This is a genomic window from uncultured Arenimonas sp. (assembly GCF_963976025.1).
In the GTDB taxonomy this organism is placed as follows: Bacteria; Pseudomonadota; Gammaproteobacteria; order Xanthomonadales; family Xanthomonadaceae; genus Arenimonas.
This window is the reverse complement of the sequence record NZ_CAXBJS010000032.1, coordinates 1-20,888: the sequence shown is the minus strand read 5'-3', so window position 1 is coordinate 20,888 and position 20,888 is coordinate 1. Positions and strand designations below refer to the sequence as shown.

Sequence of the window (20,888 nt, the reverse complement as noted above, 5' to 3'; positions counted from 1 at the left end):
GCCAGTCGGTGCCGCTGCCGGAAACCGTGCTCGCCGCCTGCGCGGGCTGAGTGCTTCAGGGCGCCGAGCGGCGCACCGGGAACTCGGCGAACAGGCGCCGGCCGTCGGCCAACACCAGCCGCACGCGCGCCACGTCACCCTCGGCCAGCGGCCGCAGCGGCCGCATCAGCATCAGGTGCAGGCCGCCGGGTTCGAAGCGAAGCGATTCGCCCGGCGCCAGCACCAGCTTGCCGGCGGGTCGCATGCGGCTAACGCCGCCTTCTTCGACGGTGCGGTGGATCATCGGCATGCCGAAGTCCAGGCTTTCCACGTCCACCACTTCCACCGCGGTCTTGCAGTCGTTGCGCAGCACCAGGTAGGCCGCCAGTGACCTGGCGCCCGGCGGCGCGGCGCGCACCCAGGGCGATTCAATGGTGGGCCGGCAGTCGTCGGCGGCCACCGGCGCGGCGGCGGCGAAGGCCGGAACTGAAGCCAGCATCAACAGGGCCAACCCCACAGGGAAGCGTCGTACGTTCATGGGCCTATGATAATCCGACGACTGCATGGGAGCACTGAATGAACCGCCACCTGCTTGCCCTGGCCACCGCCGCCGCCCTGGTTACTCCGGCCATGGCCACCGAACCGACCCGCCTGACCATCTACAGCGGTGATTTTGATGCCGTCGCCCGCTCCGGCGGCTATCCCGCCAACGCCGGCCACGCCCTCGTGGACACGCCCCTGGCCTGGGACCTGAAGTCCGGCGACAACACCGTGCGTTATTCGCGCCTGCCGCAGGCCCTGGATGCCAGTTCGGTGCGCCTGGAGCCGCGCGGCAAGGCCAGCGTGCGCGGCCAGCGCTACGACTTCGCCCTCGCCGACCAGGACGCGCTGCTGCGCCGGGCGATCGGCCAGACCGTCACCGTTGAACAGGGCGTCGGCAACGGCCTCGAACGCCATACCGGCACCCTGCTGGCCGCCGGCAACGGCCTCACCCTGCAGCTGCCCGACGGCCGCGTGAAGGTGCTTTCCAGCTACGCCAGCTTCGAACTGCCGGCCCTGCCCGAAGGCCTGGCCGCCGAACCCGGCCTGGCCTGGACGATTGCCTCCCCGTCTGCGGGCCGCGAAAGTTTCGACCTCAGCTACGCCACCGGCGGCCTGGCCTGGCGCGCCGAATACCAGGCCACGCTGCGCGGCCAGGGCAAGGCCTGCCGCATGGACTTCGACGGCGCCGCGATGGTGGCCAATACCTCGGGCATGGACTTCAAGAGTGTTGGCCTGAGCCTGGTCGCCGGCCAGCCCAACCGCGTTTCCGAAGGTGGTTACGCCGCGCCGATGGCCGCCAAGGCCGAACGCATGATGGTTGCCGACGCCGCGCCCTCGCCCGAGGCCTCGGGTGAATACCACGCCTACCGCCTGCCCGGCACCGGCGACCTGCCCACCGGCAGCGTGCAGTGCCTGCCGCTGGTGGACGCCGCCACCGGCGTCGCCTGCGAACGCCTCTACGAAACCCGCTCGCCGATGGGCGAATGGCAGCCGCCGCAGCCGATGATCGACCCCAACTACAACCGCCAGGAAGGCGGGCAGCCGGTCATCGCGAACCTGAACTTCGAGAACGCGAAATCCGCCGGCCTCGGCCTGCCCCTGCCCGCCGGCCGCGTGCGCGTGTTCGACGGCAAGGACTTCCTGGGTGAAGCCGCGCTGGGCCACACGCCGGCACAGGCGAAAGTTTCGCTGGCGCTGGGCACGGTCTTCGACATCACCGCCGAACGCGAACGCACCGACTTCCAGCTCGACCGCAGCGGCCGCACGATGACCGAAAGCATCGTGCTGACCCTGCGCAACGCCAAGGACGAGGCGGCGACGGTGCACGTGCGTGAAGTGCTGTCGCGCTGGACCGACTGGGAAATCACGCAAAGCAGCGTGCCGGCGAAGAAGCTCGACGCCCAGGCCGCCGGCTTCGAAGTGGCGGTGCCCGCCGGTGGCCAGACCCAGCTGCGTTACACGGTGCGCTATCGTTGGGCCCCCGACGTCCGCCTGCCCTGAGGTCCCGCCATGCTCCAGATCCATCGCCACGGATCCATCCATGAAATCCAGCTGGCCCGCCCCCCGGTCAATGCACTGACGCCGGAACTGCTGTCGGCCCTGCGCACCGCGGTGGAATCGGCGCCCAAGGAAGGCGCGCGCGCCATCATCCTGTCCGGTGGCGCCAAGGTGTTTTCAGCCGGCATGGACGTGCCGCACCTGATGTCGCTCGACGCCGCCGGTTTGAAGGCCGGCTGGGCCTCGCTGTTCGCCGCCGCCCGCGCCATCTCCGCTTCGCCGGTACCGGTGGTCGCCGCCCTGACCGGCCACAGTCCGGCCGGCGGCTGCGTGCTGGCGCTGTGCTGCGACTACCGCATCATGGCGCGCGGCCCCTTCCGCATCGGCCTGAACGAAGTGCAGGTGGGCCTGGTCGCGCCCGACGCCATCCAGCACCTGATGCGCCGCGTGGTCGGCACCTACCGGGCCGAACGCCTGCTGGTGGCCGGCGAACTGGTCGAGTCCGAACAGGCCCTGGCCTATGGCCTGGTCGACGAACTGACCGACGCCGAACATGTCAGCCAGCGCGCCCTGGTCTGGCTGGAAGAACTGCTGAAGCTGCCCGCGCAGGCGATGCTGGCCACCCGCGCCCTGGCCCGGGCCGACCTGGTGTCGGCGCTTTCGTCCTTCCACGACGACGACCTCGACGGTTTCCTGGACGAGTGGAATTCGCCGCAAACCCAGGCCGCCCTGCAGGCCCTGGTCGCCCGGCTGGGCAAGTGAGGGCACGCCGCTGGCTCGCGCCGGCGGTCATCGCCTGGGCCTGCCTGGCCCTGGCGGCTTGCCGGGAGCCGGTTCCCGCCGACTATTCGCAGTACATCGGGCACTGGCGCGGCGACGGCGTGCGCCTGGTGCTGCAGCCCGACGGCCAGGCCAACTACGAACGCGTGAGCGAAGGCTCGCGCACGCGCATCCAGGGCCCGGTGCACGGCTTCGACAAGGAAGGTTTCAGCATCGGCGTCGGCCTGTTCAGCGCGCGCTTCAAGGTGCAGAAGCCACCGCATCTTTCGCAGGGCCGCTGGCGCATGACCGTGGACGGTCACGAACTGGTGCGCGTGGAAATCCTGCCGATGCGCCCCGACCGCGACAGCTATTCGCTGTAGGCCTCAGGCGCCGGTGGCGACCGGCCGCGAACGATCGGCCACCCAGCCGCTCCACGAGGCCGGATAGATGCGCGCGCCGTGCAGGCCGGCATGTTCCATCGCCAGCAGGTTGTGGCAGGCGGTGACGCCGGAGCCGCAGGACAGCACCACGTCTTCGGGCTTGCGGCCCTGCAGCAGGCGGGTGAACTGACGCAGGAGTTCGTCGGGCGGCTGGAAGCGGCCTTCGCTCAGGTTGGCGGGAAACGGACGGTTGCCGGCGCCGGGAATGTGGCCGGCGACCGGATCGAGGTTGTCGAATTCGCCGCGGAAACGCTCCGGCGGCCGCGCATCGAGCAGCCAGCCCGGTGCTTCGCCCAGCCGCGCCTGCACCTGCTCCGTGGACAGGTAAGCGTTGCGGTCGTAGTGGCCGGGATAGGCCGGCACCGGCGTTGGTTCGCGCGTATCCACCGGCAGGCCCAGCGCACGCCAGTGCGCGAAACCGCCGTCGAGCACCGCCACGCGGGCATGGCCGAACAGGCGCAGCAGCCACCAGAACCGCGCCGCCGCCATGGCGCCGCTGTCTTCGTCGTAGGCCACCACCTGGTCGCCGGGCGTGATGCCCAAGCGGCCGAGCAGCGCGGCGAACTGCGCCTCGGTGGGCATCGGGTGCCGCCCTTCGGACGCCGGGCCGGGGCGCGACAGGTCGCGTTCGAGGTGGGCGTGGCCCGCACCGGGCAAATGGCCCCGTGCCCAGGCGGCTTCACCGGCATCGACGTCGGACAGGGCGTGCCGGCAATCAACCAGCACCAGTCCCGGCTTGCCCAGGTGGGCGGCCAGGTCCTGCGCGGAAACCAAGGTGGTCCAGTGCATCAGCCCTGCTCCAGTCGTTGCCTGAAATTGACCAGCATCGCGGCCGTGGCGCCCCAGATGCGATGCCCGCCGTAGCGGAATTCAAGTATGCGCCGTTGGCGTCCCTGGAAGTCCACGTCCAGCGCGCGCACGTTTCCCGGGTCGAGCAGGAAATGCAGCGGCACTTCGAAGGCTTCGGCCACTTCGTTCGGGTCGGGCGCGGCGCGGAAACCGTCGCGCACGCTGGCCACCACCGGGAATACGTGGAAGCCGGTGATGGTGACGAAGGGGTCGAGGTAACCCTGCGGCGTCGACAGCGCGCCCGCTAGGCCAACTTCCTCGTGGGCTTCGCGCAGGGCGGCTTCCACCGGGTCGGCGTCGCTGTTTTCGATGCGGCCGCCGGGAAAGGCGATCTGGCCGGCGTGGTGGCGCAGGGCTTCGGTGCGGCGGGTCAGCAGTACCTGCGGGCCACCGGGGCGTTCGACCAGGGCCACCAGCACCGCGGCCTGCCGCAGCGGCAGCCCGGCGGGCAGCAGGTCGGCAAGTTCGGCATGGTTCCAGCCCGGGCCGGGCGGAGGCCGGTCCAGCGGATGCAGGGCTTGGGGAATCCGTTCGAGCAGTTCGAACGGCGGCTTCACACGCGCAGCGCCTCGCGGGCCGGCAGCACGGTTTCCATGATCTGGAGGCGTTCGTCGTCGCCCATCTGCGACCAGCGGGCAATCTCGGCCACGCTGCGGTGGCAGCCTTCGCAGTGGCCGCTGGCATCAAGCTCACAGATGCCGATGCAGGGACTGAGCACGGCGCGACGGTAGCCGGGGGTGGTGGACATCAGGTCAAGACGCAGGGGCCGCGCCGTCGCCGGCGCAGCCCCGCGGTTATTACTGGACGCCTTCGAGCTTGATGTCGAAGACCAGGGCCTGGCCCGGGCCGACCGGCGAACGCGGGTCGTTGCCAAAGGCCTTGTCGGACGGCAGGAACACTTCCCAGCGCGAGCCGGCCGGCATCAGCACCAGGACTTCCTGGACGCCGCGGATCGGGAACTCGCTGACCTTGAACGAGGCCGGGGTCGGGTTCTGCTGGGCGTAGGTGTTGGCGAACTCCTGGCCGGTGGACACCGAACCACGGTAGTGCATGGTCACGGTGCTGGCCGGGGTCGGCTTGGCGCCCGAACCGGTTTCGATCACGCGGTACTGGATGCCGCTGGGCAGCACGGTGATGCCCGGCTTGCCGCGGTTGGCGGCCAGGAAAGCGTCGGACTTGGCCTTGTTTTCGTTGGCGACGCGCTCGAACTCTGCGCGGGCCTGGGCGACCATGCGCTGCTGGAGGCCGGCCAGCTGGCCGTCCATCTGGTCCTGCGGGTGGGCCGGCGCGCGCTTGGCGAAGCCGTCCTGCAGGGCCTTGATGACCTGGTTGATGTCGACGTCAACCTTCTGGTCGGCCAGATCCTTGCCCAGGTCATAACCAATGGCGTAGCTCAGCACCGGCTTGTTGGCCGGCGGGGGCGTCGGCGCATTGGCCGGGGCGGACTGGGCCAGCGCAACGCCGGCACTCAGACCAAAAGCCGCCAGGCAGGCAGCGAACAGACGCAACTTCATCAGGGAATCTCCGTTGGTTGAATGGGGCGGTGTGGTGCCCCGAATGCCGCGCTAGGATAGCCCCCGCGCGGCTGAACCGCCACTGACATCACGCCACCGGCCCCTTTGCGACCGGTGCGCACGCCCCGAGTTCCCCGCTTAACGGAGTTTTACGAAATGGCCTTCAATACCCTGCTCGTCGAGGACAAGGACGGGATCCGCCGCATCACGCTCAACCGCCCCGACAAGCTCAACGCGCTCAACCGCGAAACCCTGACCGAACTGCACGCCGCCTTCTCCGATGCGGCCACCGACGCGTCGGTGCGCGTGGTCGTACTCACCGGCGCCGGGCCCAAGGCCTTTGTCGCCGGCGCCGACATCGCCGAAATGAACGGCCTCAGCCCAGCCCAGGCGCGTGACTTCTCCGCCCACGGCCAGGCCCTGATGACCCGCATCGAACGCCTGGGCAAGCCTGTCATCGCACGCCTGAACGGCTTTGCGCTGGGCGGTGGCCTGGAACTGGCCATGGCCTGCCACCTGCGCATCGCCGCCGACACCGCCAAGGTCGGCCAGCCCGAGATCAACCTGGGCCTGGTGCCCGGTTTCGGCGGCACCCAGCGCCTGCTGCGCCTGGCCGGGCGAGGGGTTGCCCTGGAACTGTGCCTGCTGGGTGCGCCGATCAACGCCGAACGCGCGGCCGGGCTGGGCGTGGTCACCAAGGTGGTGCCGGCCGACCAGCTCGACGCCGAAGTGGACGCCCTGGCCAGCCAGCTGGCCAATTCGGCGCCGCTGGCGCTGCGCGGCATCCTCGACGCCATCGTGCTGGGCGGCGAGGCGCCGATCGATTCCGGGCTTGACCATGAAACCCAGGTCTTCGCGGTCACCTTCTCGACCCAGGACATGAAAGAAGGCACCGACGCCTTCCTGGCCCGCCGCAAGCCCAGCTTCACCGGCCGCTGAGCGGACCCGCGCCGGCCGTGCACCTGCATCGTTTCCACGGCGGCCTGGACCTGCCCGGCCACAAGGCCGAGTCCACCGACGGCGGGCTGCGCCGGCTGCCACCGCCGGCGCGGCTGTACCTTTCGGTGCTGCAGCATGCCGGCCTGCCGGCCGAACCCTGCGTGGCGGCGGGTGATGACGTGGTCCGCGGGCAGCGCATCGCCATCGCCGAAGGCGGCGCCGGCGCCGACCTGCATTCGCCGGTGACCGGGCGGGTGGGCGCCATCGAGGGGCGGCCGCTGCCGGGCACGTCGGGTATCGAAGTCCCCCACATCGTGATCGAAGCCGCGGACGAGGGACCGGTGCAGTCCTTGCCGGCACTGCCCGAAGATGCCGACGCCGACACCCTGCGCGCGCGCATCCGCGACGCCGGGGTGGTCGGCCTGGGCGGCGCCGGTTTTCCTACCGCCGGCAAGCTGGCGGCCACGCGCGCGACGCTGGTGATCAACGGCGCCGAATGCGAACCCTGGATCGCCTGCGACGACGCCCTGCTGCGCGAACATGCACACGAGGTCGTACGCGGCGCCCGGCTGATGGCCCGTGCCAGCGGCGCGGCGCGCGTACTGCTGGCGGTCGAGGACAGCATGCGCGAGGCACTCGCCGCCTGTAGCGCAGCCGTGCAGGCGTTTGGCCAGGACCTGGTCGAACTGGTGGCGGTGCCCACGCGTTACCCCGAAGGCGGCGAACGCCAGCTGATCCAGGTGCTGACCGGCCAGGAGGTGCCGCGCGGCGGCCTGCCACGCGACATCGGCGTGATCGTGCTCAACGTCGCCACCGTGCGTGCGGCCTGGCGCGCGGTGGTGCTGGGCGAAGCCCTGTTCGAGCGCGTGGTCACCGTCACCGGCCCGGGCGTGGCGAAACCGGGCAACTTCATCGTGCCGCTGGGCATGCGGGTGAGCGACCTGGTCGAACACGCCGGTGGTTACACGCCGGGCGCGCGCCGGCTGATGCTGGGCGGGCCGATGATGGGCACCGCCCTGCCCCACGACGATTTCGCCGTCGGCAAGACCCACAACTGCGTGCTGGTGCTCGGCGAAGCACAGCTTCGCCGGGACGACGATGAAATGCCCTGCATCCGCTGCGGCGACTGCGCCAGCGCCTGCCCGTCGCGGCTGCTGCCGCAGCAGCTGCTCTGGCAGGCACGCGCCGGTCGCCTGGACGAGGCGCGCGGACAAGGCCTGTTCGACTGCATCGAATGTGGCTGTTGCGACCTCGCCTGCCCCAGCCATATCCCGCTGACCCAGCAATTCCGCCTGGCCAAGGGTGAATTGCTGGCGCGCGACGCCGATGCCGCGAATGCCGAAGCTGCCCGCCTGCGCTTCGAGGGCCGCCGCGAACGCCTCGAGCGCGAATCGCGCGAACGCGAAGCGCGCCTGGCCGCACGCAAGGCCGCCGCCAGCCCGGATGCCGTGGCGGCGGCGCTGGAACGCGCCCGCGCCAAACGCGCCGCGTCCGACGACGCCGGCGAGCGCCCGTGAGGACCTTCGACACCGCACCGGCCCCGCACCTGCCGCCGCGGCGCAGCGTGCGCGGCACCATGGGCCTGGTGCTGCTGGCGCTGGTGCCGGGCGTGCTGGCGCATGGCTGGTTCTTCGGTCCCGGCATCTTCGTGCAGATCCTGCTGGCGGCTGCGTTCGCGATGAGCTTCGAAGCCGCGATGCTGAAGCTGCGCGGCAAACCGGTGCGGCCTTTCCTTACCGACCTCAGCGCGCCGCTCACCGCCGTGCTGTTCGCACTGTGCCTGCCGCCGCTGGCGCCGTGGTGGCTGGCGGCGATCGGCATGCTGGCGGCGATCGTGTTCGCCAAACATCTGTTCGGTGGCCTGGGCCACAACCTGTTCAACCCGGCTATGGTCGGCCTTGCGGTCGTGCTGCTGGCCTTCCCGCGCGTATTCACGCAGTGGCTGGCGCCGGCGGGGCTGGACCAGGCAATGGGCACGCCGGGCCTGGCCGACACCCTGGTCGCCGTTTTCACCGGCCAGTTGCCGGCGCCCTGGGGCTGGGACACGCTGGCGCAGGCAACGCCGCTCGACACCGTGCGCACGCTCGGCAGCCAGGGCGCGACCCTGGCGGAAATCCGCGACGTGCCGGTGTTCGGTGATTTCGGCGGCCGCGGCTGGGAGTGGGTCGCCAACTTCTTCGCGCTGGGTGGTTTGTTCCTGCTGTTCAAGCGGGTCATCCCCTGGCAGGTGCCGGTGGCGACCCTGGGAACGGTGGTGCTGCTGGCGTTGCCGTTCTGGCTGGCCGATCCGGACCTGCATCCCTTCCCGCTGCAGCACGTGTTTTCCGGCGGCCTGGTGCTGGCGGCGTTTTTCATCGCCACCGACCCGGTCAGCGGCTGCACGACGCCGCGCGGGCGCCTGGTGTTCGGCGCAGGCGTGGCGCTGCTGACCCTGGCGATCCGGCGCTGGGGTGGCTTTCCGGATGGCATCGCCTTCGCCGTGTTGCTGATGAACTGCGCGGCGCCGTGGATTGATGCGCATACGCGCCCGCGCATCCTGGGCGAAGGCCGCGCGCCCAACGGGGACGCCGCGCCATGAAAACCAGCCTGCGCGAATCGCTGCGCGCCGGCGCCCAGCTGGCCCTGGCCGGCCTGGCCGCGGCGGTGCTGCTGGCCGGCACCTGGGCGCTTACCCGCGACCGCATCGCCCAAAGCGAACGCCAGGCGCGACTGCAGGCGCTGGAAATCGTGCTGCCCGCCGACCGCTACGACAACGACCCGATCGCCGACAGCGTGACGGTGAATGCACCCGCCTGGCTGGGCCAGCCCACCGCGACGGTGCATCGCGCAAGGCTCGAAGGCCAAACATCGGCGCTGGTGCTTGAAGCCACCGCGCCGGACGGTTATTCGGGCCCGATCCGCCTGCTGGTGGCGGTGGATCCCGCCGGCACCGTGCTGGGCGTGCGCATCACCGCCCACCAGGAAACGCCCGGCCTGGGCGACGACATCGAAGCCGGGCGCAGCGACTGGATCCTTGGCTTCGAAGGACGATCGCTGGCCGACCCTGCGCGCGAACGCTGGCGCGTGCAGCGCGACGGCGGCCATTTCCCGCAGTTCGCCGGCGCCACGCTGACGCCGCGCGCCGTGGTGTCCGCGGTGCGTCGCGTGCTCGACTTCGTCGCCGCGCACGGTGACGCCGTCCGCGCCGCCGACGCCGGCGCTACACTTTCCTTCGACGACGCCCCCGTCGACCCACCGCCCGCCCGATGAGCTCCGCCACGCCCCGCGCCATCCTCGAATACGGCCTGTCCAGCGGCAACGTCGGCCTGGTGCAGCTGCTGGGCCTGTGCCCGCTGCTGGCGGTCAGCAACAACGCGGTCAATGCGCTGGGCCTGGGCCTGGCGACGGTGCTGGCATTGCTGGTCACCAACACCGCGGTGGCGGGCATCCGCAAGCTGACCCGGCGCGACGTGCGCATCCCCGCCTTCATCATGGTCATCGCGGCGGTGGTGACTTCGATCGAACTTGCCATGCGCGCCTTCCTGCCGCAGCTGCATGCGGTGCTGGGCCTGTTCATCCCGCTTATCGTCACCAACTGCGCGTTGATGGGCCGGGCCGAAGCCTTTGCTTCGCGCAACAACCCGGCCCGGGCCGCACTCGACGGGCTTGCGATCGGCCTGGGCTTCCTGTGGGTGCTGCTGCTTATCGGCGCCCTGCGCGAAATGATCGGCGAAGGCAGCCTGTTCGCCGGCGCCGGCGCACTGCTCGGCCTGCCCGGACTGGAACTGGCGGCGGAAGGTTACCCGGGCTTCGTGCTGGCGATCCTGCCGGTCGGCGCCTTCGTGGTGCTGGCCGGGCTGGTGGCGATCCGCCAGGCCTGGCGCCAACGCGCTGCGGGTGGCGCGGCATGAAGGCAGCCGATCGGATCGAACTGTTCGCGCGCCTGGCCGAACTCAATCCCAAACCGACCACCGAGCTCGAATACAGCACGCCCTTCGAACTGCTGGTGGCGGTCACGCTGTCCGCGCAGGCCACCGACGTCGGCGTCAACAAGGCGACGCGGCGGCTGTTCCCGGTGGCCAATACGCCGGCCGCCATCCTCGCGCTGGGCGAAGAGGGCCTGAAGAAGTTCATCTCGACCATCGGCCTGTACAACGCCAAGGCCGCCAACGTCATCGCGGCCTGCCGCATCCTGGTCGAACAACACGGCGGCGAGGTGCCACGCGACCGTGAATCGCTCGAAGCGCTGCCCGGCGTCGGCCGCAAGACGGCCAACGTGGTGCTCAACACGGCCTTCGGCGAGCCGACGATCGCCGTGGACACGCATATTTTCCGGGTGTCCAACCGCACGGGGCTGGCACCCGGAAAGACCGTACGCGCGGTAGAAGACAAATTGATGAAGGCGGTGCCGGTGCAATACCGGCTCGACGCCCACCACTGGCTGATCCTGCACGGCCGCTACGTGTGCAAGGCACGCAAGCCCGACTGTCCCAATTGTGTCATCCGGGACCTGTGCAGATACCGGGATAAGACAGCGCTGTCTTGATTCTGTCAGCCGGGCGTCACATGACGCCCCTATAAAACCGGCAGCGGGAATCACACCGTTGCCAATCTTCACCGGCATGGACCCGCGACCTCGCCTGGCACGACGGCAGCACGCCGCAGCCCGCACCCCATCCGTTGGAGACCTTTCAAATGGCCGTCCGCAACAAAACCCAATTGCTCTTGCTGACGTTCGGCGCCGTTCTGGCGCTGGGCGCATGCTCCGATGGCGCCGTCGAAGTCGCCTCGCCCGGTCAGGGCGCCTTCCCGCCGCCGCCTCCGCCCCCGCCCCCGCCGCCGCCGCCCCCGCCGCCGCCGACCGGTGGCCCGGCCGCCGACTGCCCGGCCGGCTTCGCCAACGTGGGCACCGTGGCCAACGCCACGCTGCGCAACTGCCAGCTGCCGAACAAGATCACCGGCAACCTGGTCATTCCCAAGCGCGACGGCACCGTTTATTCGATCTCCGGCCGCGTTGACGTGGGCGACGACCAGGGTGGCGACGCCGCCAACCCGATCGCCGGCCGCGAGAAGGGCATCCTGACCGTCGAGCCGGGCGTCACCGTGTTCGGCGCCGCCGGCCTGGACTACATGGTCGTCAACCGCGGTTCGCAGCTGTTCGCCGAAGGCACCTCCAGCGAGCCGATCGTCTTCACCAGCCGCCAGAGCGTCGAAGGCACCACCACCATCGACTCGATCGGCCAGTGGGGCGGCCTCGTGCTGCTGGGCCGCGCGCCGATCAGCAACTGCCCGGGCACCGCGACGCCGGGCACCCCGACCTGCGAAGCCCAGGTTGAAGGCACCAATGCCTTCTACGGCGGCAACCAGGCGGGCGACAACACCGGCCGCATCCGCTACTTCCGCATCATGCACTCGGGCTTCCAGATCCTGCCCAACAACGAGCTCAACGGCATCACGCTGGCCGGCATCGGCAACGGCACGACCTTCGAGTACGTGCAGGTGCACAACAGCTCGGACGACGGCTTCGAGTGGTTCGGCGGCACGGTCAACTCCAAGTACCTGGTGGCCACCGGCAACGACGACGACAGCTTCGACACCGACGTCGGCTACAACGGCGCCCTGCAGTTCGGCATCATCGTGCAGCGCGCCAACGGCGGCGACCGCATGAACGAGACCAGCGCCTCGACCCGCACGCCGGCCTCGAACCCGAAGTTCGCCAACGTTACCTACGTCGGCCGCGCCGGCGGCGGCGCCGGCATCGTCATGAACTCCGGCACCAACAACCAGTACTACAACGCCGTGGTGACCAAGGTCGCCGGCGGCTCCGGTGCCGGCGCCTCGTGCCTGGACGTCGACGACGCCACCACCACCGGCTCGTTCAACTCGGTGTTCTTCTCCTGCCCGCAGCCGTTCGACGACGACGCCAACGGAGCCGCCGCCGCGCTGTTCAACGCCGGCAGCAACAACACCGCCAACGGCACCTCCACGCTCGTGAACACCTTCGTCAACGGTGCCAACGAGTCGGCGGTCCCGGCCTTCGTCAACCTCACCTCGATCAGCCCCTTCTTCACCCAGGTGAACTACATCGGCGCAGTCCGCGACGCCAACGACAACTGGTGGCAGGGCTGGACCTGCGGCCTTACCGCCGCGAACCCCTGCTGAGCACCTCCGGACGGCGGGGTTTCCCCGCCGTCCGGCCTTGCGCCGACCCCGACTTTCCCCGAGGCCCCCAATGTTGAAGTCCCCGCTTGCCCGCACCGGGCTTTTCCTCGCGATCTCCGCCCTGCTGGCCCCGAAGCTGCTGCTGGCGCAGGACGTGACCGCCGCCCCGACCGTGTCGGAGGCGGAGCTTGATGAAATCGCCGAACAGCCGTCGGTACTCGACGAAGTCGAGGTGGTGGGCGAATACATTCCGCAGCCCCTGCTCGAGACCTCCGAAGTGGTGTCGGTGCTGACCCCCGAGGACTTCAAGCGCACCGGCGACGGCAACGCCGCCGAAGCCCTGTCCCGCGTTGCCGGCCTGAGCCTGGTGGGCGGCAAGTTCGTGTACGTGCGTGGCCTGGGCGAACGTTATTCCGCGGCGGTGCTCAATGGCTCGGCCCTGCCCAGCCCGGAACCGCTGCAGCGCGTCGTTCCGCTGGACCTGTTCCCCAGCAGCATCGTCGACAGCGTGGTTGTCCAGAAGACCTACTCGGTGCGCTACCCCGGTGAATTCGGCGGCGGCATCATCGACCTGCAGACCGTTGCCGTGCCGGAAGATCCGTTCTTCTCGGTGTCCGTGGGCACCGGCGGCGACACCGAAACGACCTTTGCCTCGGGCCTGACCTACTACGGCTCCGAGACCGATTTCCTGGGTTACGACGACGGCACCCGCGACATGCGCAGCTCGATGCCATCGGCCGCAGCCTGGTGAACGCGCCGCTGAACCTGATGCAGCGCGACGACAGCATCGACCCCGACTACAACGCCGAAATCGCCGGCGGCCGCAAGTTCGACCTCGGCAACGGCCGCCTGGGCGTCATCGGCGTCGCCGGCATCGACAGCAGCTGGCAGACCCGCGTCGGCGAGCAGCAGGAAGGCATCGTCGAGAACGGCGTCATCTCGCCGCGCACTGACTACGCCTTCGCCTCCACCCAGAACGACGTCAACGTCAATGCCCTGCTCGGCCTGGGCATGGACTGGGACCAGCACGAACTGCGCTGGACCAACCTTTACGTGCACAGCACCACCAAGGAAGCGCGCACGCGCTTTGGCAACGACGAAGCCGCCGGCGCCACCGTGCGCGACGACTACACCGAGTGGTACGAGCGCGAACTGCTCAACACCCAGCTGGCCGGCAAGCACGCCTTCGGCGAATACGGCGACTTCACCATCGACTGGCGTGCCGCCTGGGCCGAGACCACCCGCGAAGCTCCCTACGAGAAGGGCATCCGCTACCGCCTGGTGGACGGCGTGTTCCTGCACAACGCTTCGCAGGAGCAGAATTACACCCGCTTCAGCCAGGTCGAGGACACCGTCGCCAGCGCCGCCGTGGACTTCGGCTACCTGCTGGCCACCGACGCCCGCGACTGGCAGCTCAGCGCCGGCCTGGCCTGGTCGGACAACGATCGTTCGGCCTGGGCGCGCGAGTTCCGCTTCCTGGCCCTTGACGGCGCCCTGCCGCTGGCGATCCAGATGCAGCGCATCGACTTCCTGCTGTCCAACCCCAACATCGGCCCGGGCCTGCTGGGCCTGCGCGAAACCACCGGTGCCGACGGCGCCGCCGCCTACGACGGCGAGCTGTCCACCCAGGCGATGTACTTCCAGGTCGAAACCGCGATCACGCCGATGCTGCGCGCCACCGCCGGCCTTCGCTACGAAAGCGGCGAACAGAGCGTGACCCCGATCGACCTGTTCGGCGGCACGCCACTGACCAGCGCCGCGCCGCTGGACAACGACTACCTGCTGCCGGCCGCGACCGTCACCTGGAACTTCCACGAGGACATGCAGATGCGCTTCGGCGCCTCGCGCACCATTGCCCGCCCGCAGTTCCGCGAACTGGCCCCGCAGCAGTACCTGGATCCGGACAGCGACCGCCTGTTCATCGGCAACCCCTACCTGGTCGATACCGAGCTGACCAACTTCGACGCGCGCTGGGAGTGGTACTTCGGCGAGGGTGAGTACCTGACCGTCGGCGGCTTCTACAAGCAGCTCGACAAGCCGGTGGAGGCGATCATCAACGAAGCCGCCTCGACCGTGCAGCAGACCTACATCAATGCGCCCGAGGCCACGCTTTACGGCCTTGAGACCGAGTTCAAGAAGTACTTCGACCTGCCCTTCGAAAACGCGGTGTTCGGCGAAAGCCGCCTGTTCCTGTCCTTCAACTACACCTGGACCGACACCGAGGTCAGCGTCGGTGCCAACGACGTGGTGTTCCCGCTGGCCGGCGGCGGTTCCCCGCGCCCGGCCGCCGAGCTGGTGCGCGACGGCAGCCAGCTGCAGGGCCAGTCCGAACACCTGGCCAACCTGCAGTTCGGCCTGGAGGACGCCAGCACCGGCTCGCAGGCGATCCTGCTGGTCAACCATGCCAGCGAACGCATTTCGGCGCGCGGCCGGCCGGGCCAGCCGGACCTGGTCAACGATCCCGGCACCTTCGTCGACCTGGTGCTGCGCCGTGGCTTCAACTACCGCGGCCAGGACCAGGTGCTTGCCTTCGAAGCGCGCAACCTGCTGGGCGAGGACTACGAGGAATACCAGGAACTCGGCGGCGGCCGCGTCAACATCAACAAGTACGACCTGGGCACCAGCTTCTCGCTGAGCCTGACGGCAAGGTTCTGATGCCCGACGCACGTCCCTCCACGCGCTATTGGCTGAAGGGGCTGCAGGGCGCGCTGCTTGTTGCACTCGCCGCCCAGGGCCTGCACCTGGCCTGGGTGGTGTTCGTTCCCGTCGGCGCCGGTGACACGGCGCCGGCCGGCGCGCCGGGCCGGCGCGCGCTCGACCCCGCCCTGGCGCGCCTGGCCTTCGGCGGCAGCGGCGTTGCCGCCGATACCAGCGGGCTGAGCCTGCTGGGCCTGCGCCGGGCGCCCGACCCCCGCGATTCAAGCGCCATCCTGGCCGAGGGCGGCCAACAGCGCGCCTATGGCATCGGCGACCGCGTTCGCCCGGGCCTGCGCCTGCACGCGGTGGAAGCCACGCACGTGGTGCTCGACGGCCCCACCGGGCTGACCCGCCTGGCCCTGCCCGGCGCCGGTGCGATGACGCAGGCGATGCCGCTGCCGCAGCCGGCCAGTGCGCCGATGCCCAGCGGTTCGCGCGTCGATCCCAAACAGCTGCTGGCCGAAGCCGGCCTGCGTCCGCGCCTGCGCGGCGGCCGCCTCGACGGCTTCACCGTCATCGCCCGCGGCGACGGCCGGACCCTGCGTTCGGCCGGCCTGCAGTCGGGTGACGTCCTGCTTGCCGTCAACGGCCAGGCCCTGACGCCCGAACGCCTGACCGAACTGGGCGACATGCTCGAAGCCGGCAGCCGACCGGGCGCCAGCACCACCCTCACGCTCGAGCGCGGCGATACGCGCCACACCATCACGCTGCCTTCGGAGTCCCCGTGAACACCCAGACCGGCCGCTGCCTGGCCCTTGCGCTCACCCTTGCCCTCGCCAGCGTCCCGGCCCTGGCCCAGGACGCGGACGAAGCGTCCGCCGCCGAACAGGGCCAGGCCCTCGACCTGCAGGGCGTGGACCTGCGCGCCTTCATCCAGGACGTGTCGCGCGCCACCGGCAGCACCTTCATCCTCGACCCGCGCGTGCAGGGCACGGTGACCATCACCAGCCAGTCGCGCATGCAGGCCCCCGAGCTGCTGGGCGTGCTGCTGGCGACCCTGCGCGCCAATGGCCTGGTGGCGATTCCCGCCGGCCAGAACACCTACCGCGTGGTGCCCGACGAAGGCGCGGCCCAGCAGCCCGGTTCGGCCGGCATGGACGGCCTGGGTTACGCCACCGAAGTGTTCACCCTGCGCCATGTCGACGCCCGCGCCGCGGCGGAAACGCTCAAGGGCCTGGTCGGCCGCGGCGGCGTCGTCGCGCCCACGCCCCAGGGCAACGGCCTGCTGATCGCCGACTACGCCGACAACCTGGCGCGCCTGCGCGCGCTGGTCGCCCAGCTCGACCAGGACCGCAGCGACATCCGCACCGTCCCGCTGCGCAACAGCTCTGCGCGCGAGATCGCCGGCGTGGTCAGCCAGCTGGTGGCGTCCCCTGGCGGCGGCGAGGGCGCACGCAGCGGCACGGTCAGCGTCATCGCGGTCGAAAGCAGCAACACCATCATGCTGCGCGGCGACCCGGCGGCGGTCGAGCGTATCGCCACGGTCGTGGTGGACCTCGACCAGCGCGCATCGGCCAGTGGCGACGTGCGCGTGGTGCGCCTGCAGCACGCCGACGCCGAACAGCTGCTGCCGGTTCTGCAGCAATTGGTGGGCCAGTCGGGCGAAAACAACGACGGCACCGCGGCCGCCACCGCCGCGGGCAATGCCGATACCAGCGCGGCTCCGTCGCTGCCCGGCGGTCGCCGCGCCAAGCTGGCGCGCTTCCCGGGCGCAAATGCCATCGTCATCGCCGCCGACGCGGAAACCCAGCGCATGCTGGCCGACGTGATCGCCCAGCTCGACACCCGCCGCGCGCAGGTGCTGGTGGAAGCCATCGTCGTCGAGGTTTCCGACGGCACCGCCAAGAAGCTTGGCGTGCAGTTCCTGCTGGCCGGCAAGGACGGCAACGTGCCCTTCGCCGCCACCAACTTCCCCGGCGACGGGCCCGGCCTGCTGCCGCTGGCCGCGGCCGCCACCGTTGGCCAGGACGCCGAAGAAGGCAGCGCCGCCGAAGACCTCGGCGCGGCCGCCCTGCAGTCCCTGCTCGGCACCGCCGGCGGCCTGCTGGGCATCGGCGGCAGCAACAGCGACCGGCTGTTCGGCGCGATCATCACCGCGGTCAAGTCCGACAATCAGTCCAACCTGCTGTCCACGCCCTCGATCCTGACCCTGGACAACCAGGAGGCGCGGATCCTGGTCGGCCAGGAAGTGCCGATCACCACCGGCGAAGTGCTGGGCGACGCCAACACCAACCCCTTCCGCACCACCGAACGCCAGGACGTGGGCATCCAGCTCGAAGTGCGGCCGCAGATCAATCCCGGCGGCGGCATCACGCTGGCCCTGCGCCAGGAAGTGTCGGCCATCGCCGGCGTGCTCTCGCCCGGCTCCACCGACGTGGTGCTCAACAAGCGCGAGATCGAAACCACCGTGCAGGTGGATGACGGCCACATCGTGGTGCTCGGCGGCTTGCTCGACCAGGGCGAATCCCTGTCGGTGGACAAGATCCCGGTGCTGGGCGACCTCCCGGTGGCCGGCGGCCTGTTCCGCAGCAAGAAGCGCGAACGCACCCGCACCAACCTGATGATCTTCATCCGCCCGACCATCCTGCGCACCGCCGACGACGCCCGCGAAGCCACCGCGCCGCGCTACGAATACATGCGCGACCGCGACCCGGGCGTGGACGCCGGCGAACGTGCGGCGCTCGATGCCATCGTGCAGGACTACCTGCGCGCCGAACCGCCGCGTTCGGCGACGCCGGCCCCGGCGCCCGCGCAATGAGCACGCACGCCGCCCTCGACTACGGCTTCGCCCGCCGCCACGGCGTCCTGCTGCTGGCCGGCGACGGCGGCCGCGTGGCCCTGCGCGAAGGCGCCGACCCGATGGCGCTGCTCGAGGCGCGCCGCGTGCTGGGCCACGCCATCGAGGTGCAGCCCCTGCCGCGCGCCGAATTCGACCGCCGGCTTTCGGAAATCTACGCCGGTGACGCGCTGCAGGGCGGCGCCCTGGCCGGCGACGCCGGCAACGCCTCGCTCGACGCCCTGGCCGAAGACCTGCCAGCCAGCGCCGACCTGCTCGACGACCAGGACGACGCGCCGGTGATCCGCCTGATCAACGGCCTGATCGCCGAAGCCGCGCGCCAGGGCGCCTCCGACATCCACATCGAACCCTTCGAAGCCAGCCTGCGCGTGCGCCTGCGCGTGGACGGCGTGATGCGCGAAGTGCTGGACCTGCCGGCGCGGCTGGCGCCGCTGCTGGTGTCGCGGGTGAAGGTGATGGCACGCCTGGACATCGCCGAAAAGCGCCTTCCGCAGGACGGCCGCATCTCGATTTCCCTGGGCCAGCGCGCGCTCGACGTGCGCGTGTCCACCCTGCCCGCGCGCGGCGGCGAACGCGTGGTGATGCGTCTGCTCGACAAGGACCAGGCGCTGCTGGGCCTGGACGAACTGGGCATGCGCCCGGACGTGCTGCAGGCCACGCTTGAAGCCCTGGCCCAGCCCAACGGCATCGTGCTGGTCACCGGCCCCACCGGCTCGGGCAAGACCACCTCGCTCTACGCCGGCCTGGCGCGCCTCAACGACGGCAGCCGCAACATCCTCACCGTCGAGGACCCGGTGGAATACGCCATCGCCGGCATCGGCCAGACCCAGGCCAATGCCAAGGTCGGCCTGACCTTCGCCGCCGGCCTGCGCGCCATCCTGCGCCAGGACCCCGACGTGGTGATGGTCGGCGAGATCCGCGACGCCGAAACCGCGCAGATCGCCGTGCAGGCCAGCCTCACCGGCCACCTGGTGCTGTCGACCGTGCACACCAACGACGCCCTGGGCGCGGTCACCCGCCTGCGCGACATGGGCATCGAACCTTTCCTGCTGGCCTCGACCCTGCGCCTGGTGCTGGCCCAGCGCCTGGTGCGCCGCCTGTGCCCGGACTGCCGCGCACCGCGCGATGCCGACGCCACCAGCCGGCGCCTGATGGGCCCGGATTTCGACGGCGCGCTGCACCAGGCCACCGGCTGCGCCGCCTGCAGCCACACCGGCTACCAGGGCCGCGTGGCGCTTTACGAAGCCGTGCGCATCGACGAACAGATGCGCCGCGCCATCGGCCAGCAGGCCGACGAAGCGACCATGGCCGCGATGGCCTTCGCCCACGCGCCCGACCTGGCCGGCGCCGCACGCGCCGCCGTCGCCGAGGGCAAGACCACGGTCGAAGAAGCGCTGCGGGTGATCCGCCAGGACGAGAAGGCCCATGGCGGCGTTTGACTACCTCGCCATCGATGTCGACGGCCGCGAGCGCCAGGGCTTGCTCGAAGCCGCCGACGAGTCCGACGCGCGCAGCCGCCTGGCGCGCAAGCAGTGGGTGCCGCTGCGGCTGGCGCCGGCGACGGCCGCGCCGCGCAGCCAAAGACCGCTGCGCCTGCGCACCAAGTCCCTGGCCCTGGCCACGCGCCAGCTCGCCACCCTGGTCGGGGTGACGCCGCTGGAAGAAGCGCTGCGCACCATGGCCAGCCAGTCCGAAGACAAACGCCTGCGCGAGGCGCTGTCGCGCACGCACGCCGGGCTGGTGGAAGGCCATCGCCTGTCGGACGCCATGGGCCGCGTGCCCGGCGCCTTCCCGCCGCTTTACCGCGCCATGGTCGCCGCCGGCGAAGGCGCGGGCGCGCTTCCTGCCGTTCTCGAACGCCTGGCTGAACTGCTGGAACGCCAGCAGGCCCTGCGCGGCAAGCTGATGACCGCGCTTATCTATCCCGCGGCGTTGGCGGTCACCGCCGCCGCCGTCGTTGGCGCGCTGATGGGCTTCGTCGTGCCCAAGGTGGTCGAACAGTTCGAATCCATGGGCCGCGAGCTGCCCCTGCTCACCCGCGTGGTGATCAGCCTGTCGGATCTCGTCGCCGCCTGGGGCCTGCCCGCGCTGGTGGTCGGTGCTGTCGCAGGTGTTGCCGGCGCTGCCCTGCTGCGCCAACCGGGCCCGCGCCTGCGTTTTGATCGTTGGGTGCTGCGCCTGCCCCTGGTCGGCCGCCTGGTGCGCGACGTCAACGCGGCGCTGATGGCGCGCACCCTCGCGACCGTGGTTGCCAGTGGCCTGCCGCTGATGGAAGGCCTGGCGATCACCGCCCGCACCGTCGGCAACCGCGCCCTGCGCGAGGCTACCGAAGGCATGGTGCTGGCCATCCGCGAAGGCGGCAGCCTGTCGGCGGCGATGCGCCGCGCCGCCATCTTCCCGCCCACCCTGCTCCAGCTGGCGTCCAGCGGCGAAGACAGCGGCCGGCTGGCGCCGCTGCTCGACCGCGCCGCCGACTACCTGGACCGCGAATTCCAGGCTTTCACCGCCACCCTGCTGGCCCTGCTCGAGCCCGCGATCATCGTCGCCCTGGGCGGCGTGATCGCGGTGATCGTGCTTTCCATCCTGCTGCCCATCCTGCAGTTCAACACGCTGGTCATCGGCTGAACCGGAGTCACCCATGTCTGCAAGAAACTTCCCCCGACGCGCACGCGGCTTCACCCTGATCGAACTGATGGTGGTGATCGTGATCATCGGCTTGCTGGCCACGGT

General features: G+C 70.4%; 18 protein-coding genes and 2 pseudogenes. 16 read left to right on the top strand and 4 right to left on the bottom strand.

The annotated features are described in order from the left end of the window. Window positions 1-55: 55 nt before the first annotated feature. A complete protein-coding gene (locus tag AACZ35_RS04080; RefSeq protein ID WP_339826378.1) occupies window positions 56-517 on the bottom strand; it encodes a copper chaperone PCu(A)C in 462 nt (153 codons plus the stop codon). A 38-nt stretch (window positions 518-555) separates the two neighbouring features. Between AACZ35_RS04080 and AACZ35_RS04075 the strand changes: the two genes are divergently transcribed. Genes AACZ35_RS04075 through AACZ35_RS04065 form a run of 3 tightly spaced genes read left to right on the top strand, consistent with a single transcriptional unit; the run spans window position 556 to window position 3,161 of the window. Then, on the top strand, window positions 556-2,022 hold the full coding sequence (locus AACZ35_RS04075; RefSeq protein ID WP_339826376.1) for a DUF4139 domain-containing protein: 1,467 nt from the start codon (window positions 556-558) through the stop codon (window positions 2,020-2,022). Window positions 2,023-2,031: 9 nt separating this feature from the next. Continuing rightward, window positions 2,032-2,781: an enoyl-CoA hydratase/isomerase family protein gene (locus AACZ35_RS04070; RefSeq protein ID WP_339826374.1), complete on the top strand. Its 750-nt coding sequence runs from the start codon at window positions 2,032-2,034 to the stop codon at window positions 2,779-2,781. After that, window positions 2,778-3,161, top strand: coding sequence for a hypothetical protein (locus tag AACZ35_RS04065; RefSeq protein WP_339826372.1), 384 nt, complete (start codon window positions 2,778-2,780; stop codon window positions 3,159-3,161). Before AACZ35_RS04070 ends, AACZ35_RS04065 begins: the two co-directional genes overlap by 4 nt. Before the next feature lie 3 nt (window positions 3,162-3,164). On the opposite strand, the gene AACZ35_RS04060 is transcribed toward AACZ35_RS04065, so the two are convergent. From AACZ35_RS04060 to AACZ35_RS04050, 3 genes and pseudogenes are all read right to left on the bottom strand, one after another. Continuing rightward, window positions 3,165-4,010, bottom strand: a complete 846-nt coding sequence (locus AACZ35_RS04060; RefSeq protein ID WP_339826370.1) for a sulfurtransferase — start codon at window positions 4,008-4,010, stop codon at window positions 3,165-3,167. Further along, window positions 4,010-4,818, bottom strand: a pseudogene (locus AACZ35_RS04055) (CoA pyrophosphatase). The gene AACZ35_RS04060 and the pseudogene AACZ35_RS04055 overlap by 1 nt, the downstream one beginning before the upstream one ends. A 49-nt stretch (window positions 4,819-4,867) precedes the next feature. Continuing rightward, entirely contained in the window at window positions 4,868-5,584 is a 717-nt protein-coding gene (locus AACZ35_RS04050; RefSeq protein WP_339826368.1) for an FKBP-type peptidyl-prolyl cis-trans isomerase N-terminal domain-containing protein, read from the bottom strand. 156 nt (window positions 5,585-5,740) lie between these two features. On the opposite strand from AACZ35_RS04050, the gene AACZ35_RS04045 reads away from it, so the two are divergent. From AACZ35_RS04045 to AACZ35_RS03985, 13 genes and pseudogenes are all read left to right on the top strand, one after another. Then, a complete protein-coding gene (locus tag AACZ35_RS04045) occupies window positions 5,741-6,523 on the top strand; it encodes an enoyl-CoA hydratase-related protein (RefSeq protein WP_339826366.1) in 783 nt (260 codons plus the stop codon). A gap of 17 nt (window positions 6,524-6,540) precedes the next feature. Next, window positions 6,541-8,040: an electron transport complex subunit RsxC gene (gene rsxC / locus AACZ35_RS04040; protein ID WP_339826364.1), complete on the top strand. Its 1,500-nt coding sequence runs from the start codon at window positions 6,541-6,543 to the stop codon at window positions 8,038-8,040. Further along, window positions 8,037-9,101 (top strand): RnfABCDGE type electron transport complex subunit D, encoded by a 1,065-nt coding sequence (locus tag AACZ35_RS04035; RefSeq protein WP_339826362.1) that lies wholly within the window; start codon window positions 8,037-8,039, stop codon window positions 9,099-9,101. The genes rsxC and AACZ35_RS04035 overlap by 4 nt, the downstream gene beginning before the upstream one ends. Then, window positions 9,098-9,772, top strand: coding sequence for an electron transport complex subunit RsxG (gene rsxG / locus AACZ35_RS04030; RefSeq protein WP_339826360.1), 675 nt, complete (start codon window positions 9,098-9,100; stop codon window positions 9,770-9,772). The genes AACZ35_RS04035 and rsxG overlap by 4 nt, the downstream gene beginning before the upstream one ends. Further along, complete coding sequence (gene rsxE, locus AACZ35_RS04025) at window positions 9,769-10,413, top strand: electron transport complex subunit RsxE (protein ID WP_339826358.1); 645 nt, start codon at window positions 9,769-9,771, stop codon at window positions 10,411-10,413. Before rsxG ends, rsxE begins: the two co-directional genes overlap by 4 nt. Beyond that, on the top strand, window positions 10,410-11,048 hold the full coding sequence (nth, locus tag AACZ35_RS04020) for an endonuclease III (RefSeq protein ID WP_339826357.1): 639 nt from the start codon (window positions 10,410-10,412) through the stop codon (window positions 11,046-11,048). Before rsxE ends, nth begins: the two co-directional genes overlap by 4 nt. 149 nt (window positions 11,049-11,197) lie before the next feature. Beyond that, window positions 11,198-12,664, top strand: coding sequence for a hypothetical protein (locus AACZ35_RS04015; RefSeq protein WP_339826356.1), 1,467 nt, complete (start codon window positions 11,198-11,200; stop codon window positions 12,662-12,664). A gap of 70 nt (window positions 12,665-12,734) precedes the next feature. Beyond that, window positions 12,735-15,319: pseudogene (locus AACZ35_RS04010) on the top strand (TonB-dependent receptor). After that, window positions 15,319-16,089 carry a type II secretion system protein N gene (locus AACZ35_RS04005; protein ID WP_339826354.1) on the top strand — a complete coding sequence of 257 codons (771 nt, stop codon included), beginning with the start codon at window positions 15,319-15,321 and terminating at the stop codon, window positions 16,087-16,089. The pseudogene AACZ35_RS04010 and the gene AACZ35_RS04005 overlap by 1 nt, the downstream one beginning before the upstream one ends. A gap of 62 nt (window positions 16,090-16,151) precedes the next feature. Continuing rightward, on the top strand, window positions 16,152-18,119 hold the full coding sequence (gene gspD / locus AACZ35_RS04000; RefSeq protein ID WP_339826381.1) for a type II secretion system secretin GspD: 1,968 nt from the start codon (window positions 16,152-16,154) through the stop codon (window positions 18,117-18,119). After that, on the top strand, window positions 18,116-19,597 hold the full coding sequence (gspE, locus tag AACZ35_RS03995) for a type II secretion system ATPase GspE (protein ID WP_339826352.1): 1,482 nt from the start codon (window positions 18,116-18,118) through the stop codon (window positions 19,595-19,597). Before gspD ends, gspE begins: the two co-directional genes overlap by 4 nt. Further along, window positions 19,584-20,783 carry a type II secretion system inner membrane protein GspF gene (gspF, locus tag AACZ35_RS03990; protein WP_339826350.1) on the top strand — a complete coding sequence of 400 codons (1,200 nt, stop codon included), beginning with the start codon at window positions 19,584-19,586 and terminating at the stop codon, window positions 20,781-20,783. The genes gspE and gspF overlap by 14 nt, the downstream gene beginning before the upstream one ends. A 13-nt stretch (window positions 20,784-20,796) precedes the next feature. Then, on the top strand, window positions 20,797-20,888 hold a 92-nt coding region (locus tag AACZ35_RS03985), incomplete at its 3' end, for a prepilin-type N-terminal cleavage/methylation domain-containing protein (protein ID WP_339826380.1).